Annotated in this window: 19 protein-coding genes; 15 read left to right on the top strand and 4 right to left on the bottom strand. The window is 62.8% G+C overall.

Annotated features, from left to right (window positions below):
- Positions 1-13 precede the first annotated feature (13 nt).
- The 8 genes from SB822_RS36825 to SB822_RS36860 all read left to right on the top strand — a co-directional run bounded on the left by SB822_RS36825 (position 14) and on the right by SB822_RS36860 (position 8,807).
- Positions 14-1,318 carry a CitMHS family transporter gene (locus SB822_RS36825; protein WP_410856890.1) on the top strand — a complete coding sequence of 435 codons (1,305 nt, stop codon included), beginning with the start codon at positions 14-16 and terminating at the stop codon, positions 1,316-1,318.
- Positions 1,319-1,342: 24 nt separating this feature from the next.
- The gene (locus tag SB822_RS36830; RefSeq protein ID WP_410856891.1) at positions 1,343-2,701 is read left to right on the top strand and encodes an acyclic terpene utilization AtuA family protein; all 1,359 of its coding nucleotides are present in this window, start codon (positions 1,343-1,345) and stop codon (positions 2,699-2,701) included.
- A gap of 1 nt (position 2,702) precedes the next feature.
- Positions 2,703-3,014, top strand: coding sequence for a hypothetical protein (locus SB822_RS36835; RefSeq protein WP_114223076.1), 312 nt, complete (start codon positions 2,703-2,705; stop codon positions 3,012-3,014).
- A 240-nt stretch (positions 3,015-3,254) separates the two neighbouring features.
- Entirely contained in the window at positions 3,255-4,271 is a 1,017-nt protein-coding gene (locus SB822_RS36840) for a VTT domain-containing protein (RefSeq protein WP_007733628.1), read from the top strand.
- Positions 4,272-4,561: 290 nt separating this feature from the next.
- Positions 4,562-5,479, top strand: a complete 918-nt coding sequence (locus tag SB822_RS36845; protein ID WP_007733626.1) for a sterol desaturase family protein — start codon at positions 4,562-4,564, stop codon at positions 5,477-5,479.
- Between the two features lie 265 nt (positions 5,480-5,744).
- A complete protein-coding gene (locus tag SB822_RS36850; RefSeq protein ID WP_007733625.1) occupies positions 5,745-6,773 on the top strand; it encodes an aldo/keto reductase in 1,029 nt (342 codons plus the stop codon).
- Between the two features lie 160 nt (positions 6,774-6,933).
- Complete coding sequence (locus tag SB822_RS36855) at positions 6,934-7,338, top strand: response regulator (protein ID WP_086914487.1); 405 nt, start codon at positions 6,934-6,936, stop codon at positions 7,336-7,338.
- Between the two features lie 308 nt (positions 7,339-7,646).
- Positions 7,647-8,807, top strand: a complete 1,161-nt coding sequence (locus tag SB822_RS36860; protein ID WP_007733621.1) for a porin — start codon at positions 7,647-7,649, stop codon at positions 8,805-8,807.
- A gap of 24 nt (positions 8,808-8,831) precedes the next feature.
- Here the strand turns inward: SB822_RS36860 and SB822_RS36865 are convergent, their stop codons facing one another.
- Both SB822_RS36865 and SB822_RS36870 read right to left on the bottom strand, forming a co-directional pair.
- Positions 8,832-10,004: a porin gene (locus tag SB822_RS36865; protein ID WP_410856892.1), complete on the bottom strand. Its 1,173-nt coding sequence runs from the start codon at positions 10,002-10,004 to the stop codon at positions 8,832-8,834.
- 211 nt (positions 10,005-10,215) lie between these two features.
- Entirely contained in the window at positions 10,216-10,782 is a 567-nt protein-coding gene (locus SB822_RS36870; protein WP_410856893.1) for a TetR/AcrR family transcriptional regulator, read from the bottom strand.
- 172 nt (positions 10,783-10,954) lie between these two features.
- Between SB822_RS36870 and SB822_RS36875 the strand changes: the two genes are divergently transcribed.
- From SB822_RS36875 to SB822_RS36900, 6 genes are all read left to right on the top strand, one after another.
- Positions 10,955-11,443, top strand: a complete 489-nt coding sequence (locus SB822_RS36875) for a DinB family protein (RefSeq protein WP_114223080.1) — start codon at positions 10,955-10,957, stop codon at positions 11,441-11,443.
- A gap of 141 nt (positions 11,444-11,584) precedes the next feature.
- Entirely contained in the window at positions 11,585-12,466 is an 882-nt protein-coding gene (locus SB822_RS36880; protein WP_114223081.1) for an RNA polymerase sigma-70 factor, read from the top strand.
- Positions 12,467-12,663: 197 nt separating this feature from the next.
- Positions 12,664-13,143, top strand: coding sequence for a carboxymuconolactone decarboxylase family protein (locus SB822_RS36885; protein WP_007733616.1), 480 nt, complete (start codon positions 12,664-12,666; stop codon positions 13,141-13,143).
- A gap of 63 nt (positions 13,144-13,206) precedes the next feature.
- The gene (locus tag SB822_RS36890; protein WP_009770869.1) at positions 13,207-13,614 is read left to right on the top strand and encodes a cupin domain-containing protein; all 408 of its coding nucleotides are present in this window, start codon (positions 13,207-13,209) and stop codon (positions 13,612-13,614) included.
- Positions 13,615-13,724: 110 nt separating this feature from the next.
- Complete coding sequence (locus SB822_RS36895) at positions 13,725-14,726, top strand: LysR family transcriptional regulator (RefSeq protein ID WP_410856894.1); 1,002 nt, start codon at positions 13,725-13,727, stop codon at positions 14,724-14,726.
- Between the two features lie 207 nt (positions 14,727-14,933).
- Positions 14,934-15,689, top strand: a complete 756-nt coding sequence (locus SB822_RS36900) for an SDR family oxidoreductase (RefSeq protein WP_035537005.1) — start codon at positions 14,934-14,936, stop codon at positions 15,687-15,689.
- A gap of 59 nt (positions 15,690-15,748) precedes the next feature.
- Here SB822_RS36900 and SB822_RS36905 read toward each other — a convergent pair whose 3' ends face one another.
- On the bottom strand, positions 15,749-16,855 hold the full coding sequence (locus SB822_RS36905) for an alpha/beta hydrolase (protein WP_410856895.1): 1,107 nt from the start codon (positions 16,853-16,855) through the stop codon (positions 15,749-15,751).
- Positions 16,856-17,042: 187 nt separating this feature from the next.
- Between SB822_RS36905 and SB822_RS36910 the strand changes: the two genes are divergently transcribed.
- Complete coding sequence (locus tag SB822_RS36910; protein WP_410856896.1) at positions 17,043-18,761, top strand: pyrrolo-quinoline quinone; 1,719 nt, start codon at positions 17,043-17,045, stop codon at positions 18,759-18,761.
- A gap of 21 nt (positions 18,762-18,782) precedes the next feature.
- On the opposite strand, the gene SB822_RS36915 is transcribed toward SB822_RS36910, so the two are convergent.
- Entirely contained in the window at positions 18,783-20,522 is a 1,740-nt protein-coding gene (locus SB822_RS36915) for an FAD-dependent oxidoreductase (RefSeq protein ID WP_410856897.1), read from the bottom strand.
- Between the last annotated feature and the right edge of the window lie 207 nt (positions 20,523-20,729).

Below are 20,729 nucleotides of genomic sequence, written 5' to 3' on the forward strand. Positions count from 1 at the left end.
TGGAGACACGCACATGCTGCCTTTACTGGGGCTCCTCACTATCGCCGTATTGCTCGGCGCCATTCTCTCGAAGCGCATGTCGCCGCTCGTCGCGCTGATCATCGTGCCGATTGCGGCGTCGCTGATCGGCGGCTTCGGGCTGCAGACCAGCAAGTTCGTCGTCGACGGGTTGAAGAACCTTGCGCCCGTGGTCGGCATGTTCGTGTTCGCGATCCTGTACTTCGGCACGATCACCGACGCGGGCACGCTCGATCCCATCATCGACCGGATTCTGCGGGCGGTCGGCACGCGGCCGACGCGCATCGTGATGGGCACGACGCTGCTCGCGCTGCTGATCCATCTGGATGGCTCGGGCGCCGTCTGCTTTCTCGTCACGATTCCGGCGATGCTGCCGCTCTACGAGCGCCTGCAGATGGACAAGCGCGTGCTGGCGGCGGCCGTGTCGCTGGCGGCGGGCATCAACTTCCTGCCGTGGACGGGGCCGATGATCCGCGCGTCCGCGTCGCTGCATCTGCCCGTCTCGGCGCTGTTCAATCCGTTGATTCCCGTGCAGGCGATCGGCCTCGTGTTCGTGTTCGGCACGGCGTACTGGCTGGGGCGGCGCGAAGAGAAACGGCTCGGCGTGTCGGGCGCGGCTGGCGCGATTCCGATGCCCCAACGCGAACTCACGCCCGAGGAGCAGGCGCTGCGCCGCCCGCAGAACTTCTGGTTCAACATCGTGCTGACGGTGATCGTGCTCGGCACGATGGTCGTGATGGGCGAGAAGATTCCGCCCGCGATCATGTTCATGGTCGGCCTGTGCATCGCGCTGATGGTCAACTATCCGAACGTCGACATGCAGCGCAAGCGCATCGATGCCCACGCGCGCGCCGCGCTGATGATGGCGGGCATTCTGCTCGCGGCCGGCGTGTTCACCGGGGTCATGCAGGGCAGCGGCATGCTGAAGGCGATGGCGCAGTCGGCCGTCGGCTTCGTGCCGCCCGGCATGGCGGGTCACATTCCCGTTGTGCTCGGCCTGCTTTCGATGCCGCTCAGCATGCTCTTCGACCCCGATTCGTTCTATTTCGGCGTGCTGCCCGTGATCGCCGAAGTGGCGGGGCAGCTCGGCGTGCCGTCCGTGCAGGTCGGCCAGGCGGCGCTGCTCGGCCAGATGACGACGGGCTTTCCCGTCAGCCCGTTGACGCCCGCAACGTTTCTCGTCGTCGGCCTGTGCGGGATCGAACTCGCCGAGCATCAGAAGTTCACGTTCCCGCTGCTGTTCGGCGCGTCGATCGTGATGACGATTGCGTGCGTCGTGCTGGGTATTTTTTCGTTGTGAGTTTTAGCAGAGGGTGGTGCGGCAATGACAGCAAATCAGCACGAACGACGTGTCAGGCTCGGAGCCGGCGCAGGTTACTCGGGCGACCGTATCGAGCCCGCCGTCGAACTGGCGGAGCACGGCCAGCTCGACTTTCTCGTGTTCGAGTGCCTGGCTGAGCGGACCATCGCGATCGCGCAGCAGGCGAAACGCAAAGATCCGCAACTCGGCTACGATCCGCTGCTCGAAGCGCGCATGCGCGCCGTGCTGCCCGTTGCCGCGCGCAATGGTGTGCGGATCATCTCGAACATGGGCGCGGCCAATCCGCATGCGGCTGCGCGCAAGACCGCGCAGATCGCGCAGTCGCTCGGTCTGGGCGGCCTGAAGATCGCGGCGGTGAGCGGCGACGACGTGCTCGATATCGTGCTGCAAGGCCAGTTCCGTTTCGAGGAATCGGGCGATGACGTCGCGGCGTATCGCGAGCGCATCGTGTCGGCGAATGCCTATCTGGGCGCGGCGCCCATCGTCGCCGCGCTCGATGCGGGCGCCGATATCGTGCTGACCGGGCGCGTCGCCGATCCGTCCTTGTTCACGGCGCCGCTGATCCACGCGTTCGGCTGGCGCATGGACGACTGGACGACGCTCGGCCAGGCGACTGTCGTCGGGCATCTGCTCGAATGCGCGGGGCAGATCACGGGCGGCTATTTCGCCGATCCCGGCTACAAAGACGTGCCGAAGCTCGCGCGGCTCGGTTTCCCGATCGGCGAAGTCACGGCGGACGGGGCGGTCACCATTACGAAAGTGCCGCACGCGGGCGGCCGCGTCAGCGCGGCGACCTGCAAGGAGCAGCTGATCTACGAGATTCATGACCCGGCCCGCTATCTGCAACCGGATGTGGTCGCCGATTTCACGCAAGTCGAAGTCGCGGAAGAAGCGGCGGACCGGGTGCGCGTGACGGGCGGCAAGGGCACGGCGCGCACGGACACGCTGAAGGTGTCGGTTGCTTATGCGGACGGCTATATCGGCGAAGGGCAGATTTCGTACGGCGGGCCGGGCGCCGTCGCGCGCGCGCGGCTCGCGCTCGACATCGTGCGCGAACGGCTGGCGCTGACGGGCGTGGCCGCGAGCGAACTGCGCTTCGATCTGATCGGCGTCGATTCTCTCTACGGCGAGACAGCCGCCGACGAGCGCGGCGAGCCGTACGAAGTGCGCGTGCGCGTCGCCGGACGCACGGCGACGGCTGAGGAAGCGCTGCGCATCGGCAACGAAGTCGAAACGCTTTATACGAACGGACCGGCGGGCGGCGGCGGTGTCACGAAATCGACACGCGAGGTGCTCGCAGTGCAATCCGTTCTGCTGCCGCGCGACGATGTGAAGCCGGCATTCGCTTTCGTGGAGGCTTGACATGCAACTACGCGAACTCGCGCACTCGCGCACGGGCGACAAGGGCAATACCCTGAACGTGTCGGTGATCTGTCACGACCCGCGTCACTACGAGCATTTGCGCGCCCATCTGAGCGCCGCGCAGGTGAAGGCGTGGCTCGGCGATTTCGTGCACGGCGAAGTGACTCGCCATGAATTGCCGCGCCTCGCGGCGTTCAATTTCGTGCTGCGCGATGCGCTCGGCGGCGGCGTCACGCGCTCGCTTGCGCTCGATGCGCACGGCAAGTCGGTCAGTTCCGCGCTGCTCGGCATGACGGTGCCCGACCCGGACTGACACGGGATCGGCAAGCGGTTTCACGGAATTGACCGTGAAATCCGTTACTTTTTGCATGGAAGGACAGGCGGCGCGTTGTACGGCAGGAACACGTCCTCGCGCAATCCCGTCTAGAATCGCCGGGCGTCGCTTGCTGGCCGGGTTCGTTTCCGCCTTCAGCATCTGCGACGCGCAACGCCGTTTCGACGGGCGCCATTCAACGAGAACGCCGCCCGCACCATGCTTTAAAGGACCGCTGTCGTGTGGCATTTCCCCACCGCTATCCCCGCTTCGCTCGGCCCGTGGGCCGTGTTTCTCAGCGTGCTGGTCACGCAACTCGGCGTGCCCGTGCCGGCCGCGCCGATGCTGATGCTCGCCGGGACCATGGCGGCGATGGGGCAGGTGTCGTACGCGGGCGTGTTTTGCGCGGCCGTCGGCGCGACGCTGCTCGCCGATTCGATGTGGTTCTTCGTCGGACGCGTGCGCGGCCGGCGGCTGCTGAACGGGTTGGTGCGCTTTTCGCTGTCGCTCGATACGACGCTGCGGACGGCGCGCGGCGTCTTCGAGCGGCACGGCGCGCCGATTCTCACGCTTGCCAAGTTCCTGCCCGGCCTCGGCCTGATTTCCGCGCCGCTGCTCGGTACGACGGCGATTGCGACCAGCGTGTTTCTGTTCTGGGATGCAGTCGGCGCGTCGCTGTGGACGGGCGCGTATCTGCTCGGCGGCGCGGCGCTGCATGACCAGATCGTGCAGACGATGCTGCTGGTGCGGCAAAACGGCGGCACGATCTTCGACGCGTTCGCCGCGATCTGCGTGACGGTGCTGCTGTATCGCTGGGTTCGGCGCGTGCAATTCCGGCGCTTGCTCGCGAAGCGGCGTATCAGCCCCGACCAGCTCGACACGATGATGCGCTCGGACGCGCCGCCGCTGGTCTTCGATGCAAGACCGCGCAGCGTGCGCGAAAAAGAGGCTTACCGGATCGCGGGCGCCTATCCGCTCGATCTCGACTCGCCGGACAAGCTGGACGCCGTGCTGCTCGCGCATCCCATCGTCGTGTATTGCGTCTGTCCGAGCGAGGCGACGGCGCGGCGCATCATCGAGCAGCTGCATCGCAAGGGCATTCGGCACGCGCACGCGTTGAAGGGCGGCCTGGATGCGTGGGAGAAACGCGGCTATCCCGTCGAACCGCTGCCCGCCGATTTCTACACGTCGCTGGAACGGCTCGCGGTCGCCGTGCCGGAAGGCGAATACACGGTTCGCGCGACGATGGCGGGCTGAGGCTTCGGCGAATCGTTGTGATTGCAGCGATTTGCCTTTGAGTAGCACGACCGTTCGCAATACCGCGGTCGCTGCAATTTTTGACCTTCCGTGGCCATTTTCCGCGCCTCGAAAAAACCCCCGAAAGCCCCGTCCCACAAGGTGCCGGGCGCCGTGACATAGGGTGAAATAACTTCCGCATAGCCTGTAACGACGGCCATCACTACAGTTCGCATATCGGATGCGATGCACTGACTGATCCAAGACCCACCGCAGACGATACCTCCCGCCACAACCGTTATGGCATCGTCATGGAACACTTCGGAAAACTCCCTCTTTACGCTTCGGCCGTCATCGTATTCGTGTCGTTGATCGAAGCAGTCGTGCTCAGCAGAAAAAACCGCAGCACCGCGACTCCGTTCGCGTGGTACGAAGTCTGGATTTCGCTGTTCGACCTGGTCGGACGCAAGCTGCTCGCGTTGTTGCCGCTCTCGCTCGCAACGCCGGTTTTCGCGCTCGCGTGGGACCATCGCCTCTTCACTGTGTCGATCAATAGCGCGCTGATGGTGTTCGCGCTCTTCATCGGGCAGGAGTTCTGCTACTACTGGTATCACCGCGCATCGCATCGTATGCGCTTCTTCTGGGCGACGCATGCCGTGCATCACTCGCCGAACCAGCTGACGCTTTCCACTGCCTATCGGCTCGGCGTGACAGGCAAGCTGACGGGCTCGGCCATGTTCTTCACGCCGCTCGTGTTCCTCGGCGTGCGCCCCGAAGTCGTGCTGCTGACGCTCTACATGAACCTGCTGTACCAGTTCTGGCTGCATACGACGTGGGTGCCGAAGCTCGGCTGGCTCGAATACGTGTTCAATACGCCGTCCGCGCACCGTGTGCATCACGCGTCGAACGTCGAGTACCTCGATGCGAACTACGGCGGCGTGCTGATCATCTTCGACCGTCTGTTCGGCACCTACGTCGAAGAACGCGCCGAAGAACCCTGCCGCTACGGTCTCGTCACGCCGACCACGTCACGCAATCCGTTCGTCGTCGAGTTCGAGCATTGGGCCACGCTGATTCGCGATGTCGTGACGGCGAAGAGCGTGTGGATCGCGATCAATCACGTGATCCAGCCGCCGGGCTGGCTGCCCGATGGCGGCGGCGAAACGACGGAAGAATTGCGCAGCAAGAGTAAGCCGGTGCGTAGCGAGGTCGAGACCGTCAACGGTTGAGGCAGTGGTGAGAAGCGGGGCGCGCAGTGAGATGCGCGCCCCGTTTGCTTTTTGTGATTCTGGTCAGGCGCTCCGCTTGCTCATCTCATTCGCATGCGAGTATTCATTCCGGATATTCGCGTGCTTCTTCTTTCAATTGAATGACGTCGGCCAACACGCCTGCACGCGACGGGCCGATGGGGTAGTCTATGGACCTGATCATTGCGCTCGCATCGAAGCTTGCGAGCGGTTCGCATCATTCAACCGATTCATCAATGAGGCCAACATGGAATATCGTCACCTGGGCGCGTCTGGATTCAAGGTGCCCGTACTCAGCTTCGGCACGGGCACATTCGGCGGCAAAGGCGAATTCTTTCAGGCGTGGGGCGCGACGGATGTCGCCGAAGCACGCAAGCTTATCGATGTCTGTCTCGACGCTGGCGTCACGATGTTCGACACCGCCGACATCTATTCGAACGGTTCATCGGAATCGATTCTCGGCGAGGCATTGAAAGGGCGTCGCGACAAGACCATCATCTCGACGAAGGCCACGTTTCGCTTCGATGAAAACGATCCGAATGCCGTGGGCTCGTCGCGTTTCCACCTGATCCAGGCAGTCGATGCGGCGCTCAAGCGTCTGCAAACCGACTATATCGATCTATTCCAGTTGCATGGCTTCGACGCGAAGACGCCCGTGGAAGAAACGCTCTCCACGTTGAACGATCTCGTGCGCGCGGGCAAGATCCGCTACACGGGCGTGTCGAATTTTTCAGGGTGGCATCTGCAGAAGTCGCTCGATGTCGCGGACCGTTATGGTTATCCGCGATACGTGGCGAACCAGACCTATTACTCGCTGATCGGACGCGACTACGAATGGGAACTGATGCCGCTCGGCATCGACCAGGGCGTGGGCGCGGTCGTATGGAGTCCGCTGGGCTGGGGCCGTCTGACGGGCAAGATCCGTCGAGGCCAGCCGCTGCCGGACCAGAGCCGCTTGCACAAGACAGCCGACATGGGCCCGCCCGTGCCCGAGGAATACCTGTATCGCGTTGTGGATGCACTGGATGCGATCGCCGAAGAAACGGGCAAGACGATTCCGCAGATCGCGTTGAACTGGCTGCTGCAACGACCCACTGTTTCGACGGTACTGATCGGCGCGCGCAACGAGGAGCAATTGCGTCAGAACCTCGGTGCGGTGGGCTGGAATCTCACGCAAGAGCAGGTCGCGAAGCTCGATGAAGCGAGCAAGGTTCGGCCGGCGTACCCGTACTGGCATCAGGAAGGATTCGCGGAACGCAATCCGTTCCCCGTTTAAGTCAAGCGGATTGCATCGTAGGGCCGGTGCATCATCGGGTTCGAAACGGAACGCGGCGCCGGCTTTCGGTTTCCTTCGACAGCAATGTATCCAGGCGCGCTCGAACGTCACGAAGCGGACGCGAGCGCAGTGCATCGAATGGTCATGAGCGAGGCCAGATATGCCAACAGTGCTGCTTGTAGATGATGACGTTGAAACGCTAGACGCATGGCAGGGCGTGTGCGAAGCGCATGGCTATGCGACCTGTCTCGCCGAAGATGGGCGCACCGCGCTGGATATGCTGCGCGAGCGCGATGTGGATGTCGTCGTCGCGGACTGGCGAATGCCGGTGATGTCGGGCAGCGTGCTGTGCCATCACGTGCGCCACGAGCAGAACCTGGCGGAGATCGTGTTCATTCTCGTATCGGGCGAGCCGAGCCCGCCCGCGTTCGTCTATTACGACGGCTTTTTACGCAAGCCGCTCGACCCTACGGATCTGCTGTCGGCAATGGACCGGCTGTTGCTCGAACGTGCCGCCGATGGACGGCGCAGACGAAACATTTCTACCGCGCCGAAGAACGGATAGCCAGTCTGTGCTAATCACGTGCAATGCGTGGTTGCCTTGCAATACGCTTTTTTCGCCTTTGAGCACGCGTCTGTGCTCTTCTTGTCAGCCAATCACAAAAGCACTTTTATCTGTCTGAAAGTAATCCGGCATTGGCATGCGTTGCTTTTGCGTTGCACGACTGCGTCGTTCAGCGCCGGATATTTTTGACACTCCTATGATGAAGACGCTGCTGAGTCTGGCGCGTGCGAGGTTGCCAAACCATCGTCCGTTCTTTTATGATCGCGCGCCAAAAACTCTTCACAGCTACATCACGGAGCCAAACCAACATGAAGAAATCTTTACTCGCCCTCGCAACACTCGGTGTTTTTACCGCTTCCGCGCATGCGCAAAGCAGCGTGACGCTCTATGGTCTTATCGACACCGGCCTGGTGTACACCAATAACCAGCAGGGCCACAGCAATTGGCAGATGGTGAGCAGCTCGACGCAGAATACGGTCTTTGGGCTCAAGGGCTCGGAAGATCTCGGCGGCGGCTTGCATGCCGTGTTCAAGCTCGAGCAGGGTTTCTTGCTGAACAATGGCGCGCAGGCATTTTCGGGTAGTGCCTTCGGTTCGCAGGCGTGGGTCGGCCTGCAAAGCGATCCGTACGGCACCTTGACGTTCGGCCGGCAGTTCGACGCGATGAACGACCTCGTCGGTCCGCTGACAGCCGAGTTCAACACGTGGGGCGGCAGCATGGCCGCGCATCCGTTCGAGAACGACAACCTCGCTGCGAACTCCGTCGTCATCAACAACTCGGTCAAGTACACCAGCCCGACGTGGAGCGGCGTCACGCTCGAAACGATGTATAGCTTCAGCAACAAGGCAGGCGACTTCGCGAACAACCGCTCGTATGGCTTCGGCGTGTCGTATGCGATGGGTCCCGTGAATCTCGCCGCGGGATACCTGCAGTTCAACAATGCGGGCAACGGCAGCGGCGCGACCACCTCGTCGGATACGAGCGCGAACTTCATCGCGGAACGGCAACGCATCTGGTCGGTTGGCGGCAATTACACGTTTGGCCCGGCGACGGTCGGTCTCGTGTGGAGTCATTCGCAGATCGACAACGCGGCGGGCGTGTTCTCGTTCGGCACGGGCACCTATCTCGGTGCGAACGATTCGTCGGCGGGAACGCTGGCCGGTTCGTTGCGACTCGATAACTACGAGGTGAACGCGAAATACGCGCTGACACCGGCGTTGAGCGTGTCGGGCGCATACACGTACACGCACGGCGCGTACAACGGCTCGTCGCCGGGATGGAATACGGCGATGCTGCAAACGGACTACGCGCTCAGTAAGCGTACCGACTTCTACCTTGAAGGCGTCTATCAGAGCGTGCATGGCGCACCGACGGGTTCGGTGCTCTCGCACGCGATGATCAACACGCTGTCGCCGTCGTCGACGGATACGCAGGTTGCCGTGACGGTTGGCCTGCGTCACGCGTTCTGATCCGTGTGACGTAGTGAGCGGGCGTCAGAACAGATGCCGCAAGCCAACGCGCACGGCAAGCTGCGAATTGGCGCCCGTTCCCGAATTGCCGATAAAGCTCGAACTCGCACCGATCTCCGCCTGAACGGGCACCTCGTGGCCGTTGACGACGTTGCTGCCCGATGCCTTCTGATAGATGGCAAGTGCATAGACATCGGTTCGTTTCGACAGTGCATAGTCGACGAAGCTGTTCAGCTGATGCCATTTGCCGCTGAACTCGCCGCTCAGGTCGGAGAACGTGTAACCGAGCCCGCCGCTGACTGCGTTCGTGAACGCATACTTTCCGCCCACTTCATAGTTGTTCACTGTCGATTCTTGTGACGCGATCTGCGTGAGTTGCGTATGCGTCCAGTTGCCCCATACCTTGCCGCGCCCAATCAGATAGCTGCTGCCGATGCCGAAGGTGCGCAGATCGCGCAGCGGCCCCGTATTGATGTTCGCGATGTTGGCTGTGAATGCCGGTGTCGCGCTGCCGGGAAAGCGGATATCGGTGTACGCCGCGCCGATCGCGAACGGACCCGGCGTGTAGTTGACGCCGGCGCTAAATGTTCTCGACGAACCTTGAGTCGTCGTGGTGCCCGTGGTCGTGGTGGGTGAACCTGAGAACGCGCCAGCCTGATTCGAAAAGCCATAGAGCACGCCGAACGTCAGGCCATTAAAGTTCGCGCTGCTGAACTTGACCGAGTTGTTGATGCGGCTCGAGGTCAGTTGATCCAGATCGTTGATGTGATAAGCGTAGTTGCCGGCCGGCGTTTCGTGGCCCATCGCGTAGTTGTGGATGTAGTCTCTGGACAGCGAGTACTGCCGGCCGAACGTCAGCGAGCCAACGCCGTTCTTGTTCAATCCGACCCAGGCTTGTCGTCCGAATAGCGCGCCGCCTTGCGAGATCGTGCCATCGCCGGAATTGAAACCGCCTTCGAGTGTGAAGATGGCCGAGAGGCCGCCGCCGAGATCTTCCTTTCCGCGAATGCCCCAGCGGCTGCCTTGCGCGACGCCGTCGGCATATCGGACGAGAGAGCCGTGTCCGGTAGACGTGGCAACGTGGTTCGCATAGGTGATGCCCGTATCGATCAATCCATAGAGCGTCACGCTGCTTTGCGCGTGCGCGACGGAACCGACCAGGCTCAATGCCACAGTGGCAACAGTTCTTTTTAACATCCCAATTCCAGTCATTAAAAGAGTTCAGCGATTGATCGCTCGATCGATCTCTGTTCGATATGTCGACGGGAATATAACGGATGGCAAAAAATTTGTCGTAAGGCAGAGCGGACTGGCACTTCAATGCGTGCCGTGCATTTTCTAAAGCAACGGCAGTTAAAGAAAACGTATCTGCGGCGGAAATGATAAATGCGGGATAGGCCTGGATCACCTATTGAAGATATCGAACAACAAGCCGCGTAGTCTCGTCGACGAGCGCGCCAAACGCTTCGTCAGTGAGACGATCCGCATGATGCACGACGGCCGTATGCGTTAGTGCCTCGATCGACGTCACGCACACGAACGTCGCAAGCCCAAGGTCCATTGTGCGGAACTCGTCGCGATGAGCATCGAGATAGCCTCTGAACAGTGCATACGTTTCTCCACCTAATAGCGCCGATTCCTCCGTTCCGCCCGTGCGCGGAATCTGCTCGGCGAGTACGCGGTGCAATTCCGGATCGATACGGTGTGCCTCGATCGCGGCGAGCACGAGCTTGCGCACTGCCTGTTCCATCGGTAGCGCGGCGACTTCAGCCAGCGTCTCACGGACAACCTGCATGAGTTCCTCGCCGTGACGCTGCACGACAGCCGCGACAAGCGCCTCTTTGCTGGGAAAGTACTGATACAGCGAGCCGACGCTCACTCCCGCCTTTTCGGCGATGCGGTTGGTGCTGGCCTTGTCGAAGCCGTCCTTCACGAGAATGCGAGCGGTTGCTTCGATCAAGGCATCAACCGTCACGCGCGATCGCTGCTGAGACGCGTGCTTTCTTGGTTTTGTGAGTGGTTTTCGCGCCATTTTCTGCGCTCCAAATGCGAGTAGGTAATACGAGCAGTCGCTCGTATTATGCATCTTGTGATTCGAATCGCAATGTCGAAACCAACCAGGATCAACGCGAAAAAGGAGAAGTCACATGGCGTGTCAGTCATACTCGCAACTCGTTGCAATCAAACGATGGGCCGATCGCGGACTCTGCGATGTCGTGAGCCGCGATTTCGATAAGTTAAGCCAAGAAGACGCCTCGATCATGCTTCGCATCCTCGACCATATCCATGCGGTCGACAGGATTTTTCAGCATCATCTGCAGGGCGTGCCGCACGCGTTTCAGGCGCCGCGATCGGCAAACATGCCGGAACTCAGCGCGCTTGTAGACGGCATCAGAGAAGCCGACGACTGGTACGCGTCATACGTGGACGCGATGACGGAGCACGACTTCGAACAGCCTGTCGATTTCGTCTTCACCAGCGGAAAGCCCGCGCGCATGCGGCGAGGCGAGATCGTTCTGCATGTCTGCCTGCATGGCACCTATCATCGCGGCAACGCGGGCGCGCTTCTTCAACTGAGAGGCCTCACGCCGAGCCGCGATGCGATCACGGACTTCCTGGAAGACGCGGCGGCTTGAGTTGTCTGCCCGATTCTTCATATCAACCGTGCCCCATCTACCATCCTCGTTGCGCATCCGTGGCAAACTCCAGCTTTGCCATCTCTGCTCTGTCACGCCTCGCCCCTTCCGCTTGCCGCGAAGGGGCAGGACACACACTCTATGGACGCCGACGCCCACGCCTTCAACCAGATTCGCCCGCGCCTGCAGAAAATCGCCTACCGGATGCTCAGTTCTGTCGCCGAAGCCGAGGACATCGTGCAGGACGTCTGGCTGCGCTGGCATGCAGCCGACCACGCGAGCATCGACAACACCGAAGCGTGGCTCGTCTCCGTCACGACGCGGATGTCCATCGACCGTCTGCGTGCCGCGAAGATCCAGCGCGAGCACTACACGGGCATCTGGTTGCCCGAGCCTGAGATCAGCGACTCGCCCGCGACGCCGGAGGAGATGACCGAGCGCGCCGACGACGTTTCCGTCGCGTTCCTGATGCTGCTCGAACGGCTCACGCCCGAAGCGCGCGCCGCGTTCCTGCTGCGCGAGGTCTTCGACGCGGACTATGACGAGGTTGCCGATGCAATCGGCAAGACGGAGTCCGCATGCCGTCAGCTGGTGAGCCGCGCGAAGGCGCAACTGCGCGACGAGCGCCCGCGCTATGCAGTGCCGCGCGAGAAGCATCGCCAGTTGTTGCAGAGCTTTGCGCAGGCGCTCGCGAGCGCGGACTTCCACGCCATCAACGCATTCCTCGCCGAAGAGGCCACCCTGATCGGCGACGGCGGCGGCAAGGTGACGAGCTTCCCGAAGCCGATGGTGGGCGGCCGGCGCATCGCACAGCTTTTCTACGCGGCATTGCGGCGTTTTCCGGGCGAGGTTCATGTCAAGCTCGTGACGCTCAACGGTCAGAGCGCGCTGTTGCGCTATATCGAAGGCAAGCTCGAATCGGCGATGTCTTTCGAAACGGACGGCGAGCGCATCGTCAGCATTCACGTTCAACGCAATCCCGACAAGCTGGCGCGCATCGCCGCCGCATACGGCGAACCCTGAGCGCGCTGCGCGTCGCTGCAATGACTCCGCCCGCCAGCGCCTGATGGCGGGATTGGTGCCGGATGGGCAACACCGTGAGCCCGTCCGCAGGTCTACCGCGGCGCGCGTCACGAACCTACCATGGCGACGTGCGGTTCACCACCGCGAACAGCATCCGTCCCGCACGGATGCGTCCGTCATCGTCGCCAGGAGAAGTCATGACTCAGCGTATCAACTACTTTCACCAATCGCCCGAGCTATCGAAGAAGTTCATCGAGTTCAGCAACCTGCTGAAAGACTGCGCGATCGAAGAACCGATCCGCGATCTCGTCAACATCCGCGCATCGCAGATCAACGGTTGCGGCTTTTGCCTCGACATGCACGTGAAGGAAGCGACCATTCACGGCGAGCGCGCGCTGCGCGTCCACCATGTGGCGATCTGGCGCGAGTCGACGCTGTTCTCGCCGCGCGAACGTGCCGCGCTCGCGTGGACGGAAGTGCTGACCACCTTGCCCGAGCACGGCGTGCCCGACGATATCTACGAGCGCGTGCGTGGCCAGTTTTCGGAAAAGGAACTGTCGGACCTGACGTTCGAAGTCATGGCCATCAACGCCTGGAACCGCGCGAACGTGGCGTTCAAGTTCGTGCCGGGATCGTCCGACAAGGCATTCGGCCTCGACAAGGCGAACCTCGCCTGAGCCGGGGCGCCGTTCTTGTTCAACCTCGGCCTGTGCGGGCCGCGTCCATGTGAGGAGCGCATCATGTTTCGCTCGAAGAGAACTATCGCAGCCCTGCTCGTCATGGCGGGCGCGTTGACCCACCAGGCCCACGCCGAGCCGCCGGCGGCCATCGTGACACCCGTCATGACAAAGCCGCTCGACGACTATCCCGGCAAGGAAGCGTTGATGATCGTGGTCGAATATCCGCCTGGCGCCGTGGACCCGGTGCATCGGCATCATGCGCACGGGTTCATCTACGTGCTGGAAGGATCGATCGTGATGCAGGTCAGAGGCGGCAAGGAAGTCACGCTGACGCCGGGCCAGTCCTTCTATGAAGGCCCGAACGATGTCCACACGGTGGGCCACAACGCGAGCCAGACGAAGCCGGCGAAGTTCCTCGTGCTGCTGCTGAAGGACAAGGGCGCACCCGTTCTGGTGCCGGAGAAGTAACGCGCGGCAGCGGCCTCACGCGTGGCCGCAAAAGAAAATCGGCGGACGATGTCACAAACGGAAGCACTGAAACGTCTAGTTGGATAAGGACCTCCACTCTTCGCGCTTCCATGTCAGACTACGCACCGCGCCGCTCCGTTACGGGCGCCGACGATCCGATTGCAAGCACGTTTGCAACGAGTTTCGCCGGCGTCGTTTCCTTTCTTGCCGTTGCCAACGAAGGCAGTTTCGCCAGAGCGGGCGATCGCCTCGGCATCGGCCGCTCGTCCGTCAGCCGGAACGTGCAGAAGCTGGAGGCCCAGCTGGATACGCGCCTCTTTCTGCGCACGACCCGCAGCACGTCGCTGACGCGCGAAGGCGAACTCTTCTTCGAGAACTGTCAGGCGGGCGTCGAACGCATCGTTCAGGCGCTCGAAGAGATGCGCGAGCTGCGCAGCGGGCCGCCGCGCGGGCGGTTGCGCATCTACTCGACGCCGGGCTTCGGGCGCAGGATCGTCGCGCCATTGTTGCGCGGTTTTCACGCGCAGTACCCGGATATCTCGCTGGAGCTGCTGCTCAACGACCGTCCCGCCGACTTCACGGCCGATCGCATCGACGTGTCGTTTCGCGACGGACGCATGGAAGACAGCGAGATCGTCGCGCGTCAACTGATACCCATGCAGATGATCGTCTGCGCGTCGCCCGCGTATGCGGCCGCTCACGGCTTGCCGCGCCATGTCGACGAACTGGCCGACCATCGCTGCATCAACCTGCGTACGGCATCGGGGCGCGTGAGGGAATGGGAGTTCAAGGTCGACGGCCTGCCGATGCGCCGCCAGTTGCATGCGCCGCATACGTTCAACGACCCGGATCTGATTCTTCAGTCCGTGCTGGATGGACAGGGCATCGCGCAACTGCCCGGTTATCAGGTGTGCGATCTGCTCGGCGACGGGCGTCTCGTTACCTGTCTGACCCAGTACGCACCCGACGATAGCGGCCACTACATCTGCTATCTGAGCCGCAAGCATCTTCCGGCGCGCATCCGCGTGTTTGTCGATTACATGACGGAGCACACGCGAGCGCTCGACCTGCATTGCCTGACCACGATGGATGCGATGTCAACGGTCGACTGAACGCGGCGACCTGTCGATTGGTGTCCGCAGGGCAACACGATGGATACCTTCAAAGGTCTACTGCATCGAAGCGCACACACCTACGATGCTTCCTGTACGGACGCCGCGCATCACGGCGAGTCCGGCAAGCAACCGGCAATGACGCGTTCTGCCGGCTTCGAAAGCCCGGAAGCGGCGAGTGCGCCGCGCAAGACCTTGGAGAAAATCATGAAGATCGTTGTGATAGGCGGCACGGGACTGATCGGCAGCAAAGTGGTCAAGAATCTGCGCGGGCGTGGTCATGAGGTCATTGCCGCTTCACCTGCATCGGGCGTCAACACGATCACGGGCGAGGGGCTTAGCGAAGCATTGGCAGGCGCGAATGTCGTGGTGGATCTCGCCAACTCGCCTTCATTCGACGATGCAGCCGTGCTCGAATTCTTCACGACGGCAGGCAAGAACCTGTTCGCTGCGGAAAAGGCGGCGGGTGTGCAGCATCACGTGGCACTCTCGGTCGTCGGTACGGACCGGCTTGCGCAAAGCGGCTATTTCCGCGGCAAGATCGCGCAGGAGAAGTTGATCCGCGAATCGGGCGTGCCTTATACGATCATTCACTCGACGCAGTTCTTCGAGTTTCTCGGCGGCATCGCGCAGTCGGGTGGCGACGGACAGACCATCCGCCTGTCGCCCGCGTACTTCCAGCCGATCGCATCGGATGACGTCGGAGCGGCCGTCGCGGACTATGCCGTCGAAGCGCCGCGTAACGGCATCGTCGAGATCGCGGGCCCGGATCGCGTGCGGCTTGCTGACATGGTGCAACGCTTCCTGGACGCGACGCACGATTCGCGCAAGGTTGTCGCGGACACGGGCGCACGCTACTTCGGCGCGGAGCTGAACGACGACACGCTCGTACCCGGCGCGAATCCGCGTCTCGGCGCGTTGAACTTCGACGCGTGGTTCTCGCAATCGCAAGCCGCGCGATAAGCGGTTTTTACGGTGACGCATGCCGTGATCCAATCGGAGCACGAGGAGCACGAGTTGCGTCACCGCGACGGCATGTCACTCTCGCCAGGACATGACGACGGCATCCGCCCGTCGAACAGCACCGCCATCCCGCAGTCCGATGTCAGCATGCGTCGCGCGTCGTGTCCCGCGCCGGGCACTTCGACCACACGCTGATTCAGCCCGACGGGATACCGGCTTTGCAGGTAATCGAAGTAAGCAAGCCCACGCGCGAGCCGGAACGGACCCTGTGCCATCGCCGCGCAGGAGCGGTCGATAAAGTGCGTGCGCGGGTCCACGTCATCCATTCCAAGCAGATACACGACATCGCGCTTCGCGTAGCGGGCCTCGATTTGCGCCGCGTCCTGCGAGGCAACATAAGGAGGCGGGTCGACCATGCCGTACTTCCACTCGACAGCGCGTGGACACGCCTGCGTATCGACATGCTGGAAAACACCGCGCGACACGGGACGTTCATCGTCGAAGTACAGATAGCTCGACGGATTCGCGACCACGTACCGCACGCGGATTCCGTCGCGCGCCAGCGCTTCCTCGGCACGTCCGGCCACGGCATAACGCTGCACCACCTGCGCACCCGCCGAATGCCCGATCACCGTCACAGAAGATAACGCGGGATAGCGCTGCCGGTCGTCGAAGTGTTCGAGCAGCGCATCGAGCGCCGCGAAGGAACTCACCGGCGCGGGGCGGCGCGCGGGCGCGCCTTCTTTCCATCCGGCTTCGGACCACGCGAGCGTGCTGTCAGGCATCTGGGACGCGCGCAGATCGCGCGTCGTCAGAAACTGCGGCGCGACGATCATGCTTCGTGTTGCATCCGCACCGGCAGCGGCGAGTACTTGCTGCCCGGTGGCGAAGTACTTGTCGGCGTTGCGCAGCGTGCCGTGAACGATGATGAATACGCGTGTGACGTGGGGTTCTGCCGCGTCGATGTTGCGATCGGCGTAGAGTGGCAAAGTGCCGTCGCCGTCGGGCGTAACGACACGCATGGTCTGATCGGCGACATGCGCGACGGGCGCATTCTGTCGCGACGATGCGGTGTTTGCGGCGGCCTGCGCGCAGTTTGAGGCCGTCAATGCCAAAGCGATCCATGCTGCGGCGAGCAACGAGCGGCGTGCCGGTTCTGAAAACATATCGAATGCCTCGTGATGTGACGTACGTGCGTATTTAACGCGCGACGCGGCGTATTCCGTCGCATGAATCGAGCGCGTCGCGGTATGCGAATTGCTCAGTGGTGATGCCGGAAATCCGCCGACATGCGACTTTCGCCGCTGCAAGGCCGACAATCTTCGCGGTCGCCCGACCGCCTGGGAGATGCCCATGAACCGCTGGCACCGTTCGTTCTCCAATCTGAGCCGCGTGCGGCATATCGCGATCCTGTGCCTCGTCACGGCGATTTGCGTATCGTGCAGCGGGGGCGGCTCGTCGAACAACGCGAGCACGAACGGCGGGAGCGGCGGCTCGGGCTCGGGCAGTCCAAGCGGTTCGGGCGGGTCGGGTGGCTCAGGCAGTTCGGGCGGCATGGCGGCAGCAGCAACTGATGTGCTCACCTACCACAACGATCTGGCCCGCACAGGGCAATACCTCGCCGAAACCACGCTCACGCCTGCGAACGTCAACGCCACGAGCTTCGGCAAGGTGGGCTTTCTGTCCGTCGACGGTAAAGTCGACGCGCAACCGCTGTATGCCAGCAACGTGTCGGTGAACGGTGCGGCGCACAACGTTGTGTACGTCGTGACCGAACACGCGAGCGTGTATGCGTTCGACGCCGACAGCAACGCCCAGCTATGGCAGCGTTCGCTGCTCGGCGCGGGCGAAACGACCAGCGATCCCCGCAACTGCGCGCAGATTTCCCCTGAGATCGGCATTACGGCGACGCCCGTCATCGATCGCGGACGCGGGACGAACGGCGTGATGTACGCGGTGGCGATGAGCAAGGACGGTGGCGGAACGATTCACCAGCGCCTGCATGCGATCGATCTCGCCACAGGCGCCGAAGCGCTCGGCGGCCCCACGGAAATAGCCGGCAGCTATCCGGGCAGCGGCGCGAACAGCAGCAACGGTGTGACCGTCTTCGACCCGCAGCAATACGCGGAGCGGCAGGCGCTGACGCTGGTCAACGGCAACGTCTATCTGGCGTGGACCTCGCACTGCGACCAGGGCGTCTACGCCGGCTGGGTGATGGCCTACAACGCCGACACGCTCGCGCAGTCGGGCGCGCTGAACCTGACGCCGAACGGCAGCGGTGGCGCGGTATGGATGGGCGGCGGCGGGATGGCGTCGGACGGGACGTCGCTCTATCTGCTCGATGCAAACGGCACGTTCGACACCACGTTGAACGCGCAAGGTTTTCCATCGAATGGCAATTTCGGCAATGCGTTCGTCAAACTCGGGGCCGCGCCGAATCTCGGCGTCGCGGATTATTTCGCCACCTTCGATACCGTGTCGCAATCCGCGCGCGACGCCGACCTCGGCTCGGGCGGCGCGATCGTGTTGCCCGATCTCGTCGATGCGAGCGGCGTCACGCGGCATCTCGCGCTCGGCTCGGGCAAGGACTCGAAGATCTACGTCGTCGATCGCGACAGCCTGGGAAAATTCAATAGCTCCAGCAACGCGATCTGGCAGGAGATCGACGGTCAACTGATAGGCGGCGTGTTCACGACGGCGGCGTTCTACGGCAACGTCGTGTACTACGGCGCGGTCGGCGACAACCTCAAGGCGTTCCCGGTCAGCGGCGCGCGTCTCGCCACCACGCCCGCGTCGCAAAGCGCGTTCAAGTTCCCGTATCCCGGCACGACGCCGAGCATCTCGGCGAACGGCGCGCAGAACGCGATCGTGTGGGCGGCGGAGAATGGATCGGTGGCGGCGCTGCATGCGTTCAATGCCGCGAATCTTGCGCAGGAGCTGTACAACAGCAATCAGTCCGGTTCGCGCGATACGTTCGGCGCGGGCAACAAATACATCACGCCGATGGTCGCGCATGGGCGCGTGTACGTCGGCACGACGAATGGCGTCGCGGTGTTCGGATTGTTGAAGTAGCGCGGCCGTGTGGCGCGCCTGTTAACACGCGGCCCGCGCCTCGGCCAGCAGACGATGGATCTGCGCGACCACGGCCGCGCCTTCGCCCACTGCGGATGCAACCCGCTTGGTCGACCCCGAGCGCACGTCGCCGATCGCGAAGACGCCGGGCACGCTGGTCTGCAACGACATCGATTGCAGCCCGGCGTCGGGAATGTCGGGCCCCGTCAAAACGAAGTCTTTGTCGTCGAGCGACACGCCGCATGTCTTGAGCCAGCCGGTGTTCGGCTCGGCGCCGATAAAGACGAACAGATGATGCGTCGGCATGCTGCCTTGGATGCCGCCCGCGCCCCGATAGTGCACGCGTTCGAGCCGCGCGTCGCCTTGCAGCGCGGTCAGTTCAATGCGCGTGTGGAGCGTCACGTTCGGCAGCGCCAGAATGCGTTCGATCAGATAGTGCGACATGCTGTGTTCGAGGCTCGCGCCGCGTATGAACATATGCACATGCTCGACGTGCGACGCGAGAAACACGACCGCCTGTCCCGCCGAATTACCGCCGCCGATCAGCAGCACGGGCTCCTTGCGGCACAGACGCGCCTCGATCGGCGTGGCCCAGTAGTAGACGCCGGAGCCTTCGAAGCGCTCCAGCCCCTCGACATCCGGGCGCCGATACTCCGCGCCGCTCGCGATCACGACGGTGCGCGCGGTAATGCGCCGGGCGTCGGTGAGTTCGACGACGGGCGGCTGCTTGTCGCAATACAGGGCCCGGACCTCGCACGGAATGCCGATGTGCGCGCCGAACTTCTGCGCCTGCACGAACGCGCGGCCGGCGAGCGCCTGGCCCGTGATGCCCGTCGGAAAGCCCAGATAGTTTTCGATGCGCGAACTGGTGCCCGCCTGGCCACCGGGCGCGCGGCAATCGAGCGCGGCCACCGACAACCCTTCCGAGGCCGCATACACGGCTGTCGCCAGTCCCGCCGGACCCGCGCCGACAATGGCGACGTCGTACACATGCGCCGGATCGAATTCGGGAATCAGCCCGAGACACGACGCGAGCTGTCCTTCGTCGGGATTGCGCAGCACCGTGCCGTTCGGGCAGAGGACGAGCGGAAAGTCGTCGGGTTGCGGCGTCAGCCGTTCTAGTAGCGCGATCGCTTCGGCGTCCTTGTCGGCGTCGAGCGTCATATTGGGGAACACGTTGCGGCGCAGGAAGTTCTGCAGCGTGGCGAGCCGCCCGCTGCTGGATGGCCCGACCAGCACGACGCCCTGTCCGCGCTCGATTACCAGAACGCGCCGCAGGATCAGCGCGCGCATGATCTTCTCGCCGAGGTCGGCTTCGCTGATCATCATCGCGCTCAGTTCGTCGGGCCGCAGCAGGATCGCTTCGACATCTTCGACCACATGCGCGTCGACGACGGCTGGCTTGTTGGAGAGCTGCGTGACATCCGACGTGAACTCGCCGCGTTGCGTGTAGGTATGAATAACCCGCTCGTGGCCGAGACCGTCGCGCCCGACTATCCGCACCTTGCCCGACAGCAGCACGAACACACCGGGACAAAGGCTGCCCGCGCGATAGAGCAGGGCGCCCGTCGTGTAGCGTGACCGCGCGCCGAAGCGCCGTATCCGTTCGATTTCCGCTTCCGAGAGGACGGGAAACATCTGCTGGTGCCGCGGATGATCGCGCACGCTCGGGTCTTCGAGGAGATCGCCGTCGAAGAGGTTCGCGTCCGTGGCTGGCTCACGGGCGGGCGCTGCGTCTGACGGCGTTGACTCGTTGCTCATCGCGGACTTCCTCCGGCGCATGACGGGATGGTGCGTGGGCGTTGTGCAAGTGTTGGCCACCCGTAAGCCAAGCATACTTCCATCGTTCGATTCTTGCGTGCGATGGGCCGGTTTTGCGGTTTCGTTTCCACCTGTTTCATTTGACCCCGCCGCATCGCTTCGCCAGTCACTATCGAAAGTGTGTGAGCGATTAAATCGTATGCGATT

Origin of the sequence: Paraburkholderia sp. SIMBA_054, from assembly GCF_046534875.1 — a bacterium.
Classification (GTDB): Bacteria; Pseudomonadota; Gammaproteobacteria; order Burkholderiales; family Burkholderiaceae; genus Paraburkholderia; species Paraburkholderia hospita.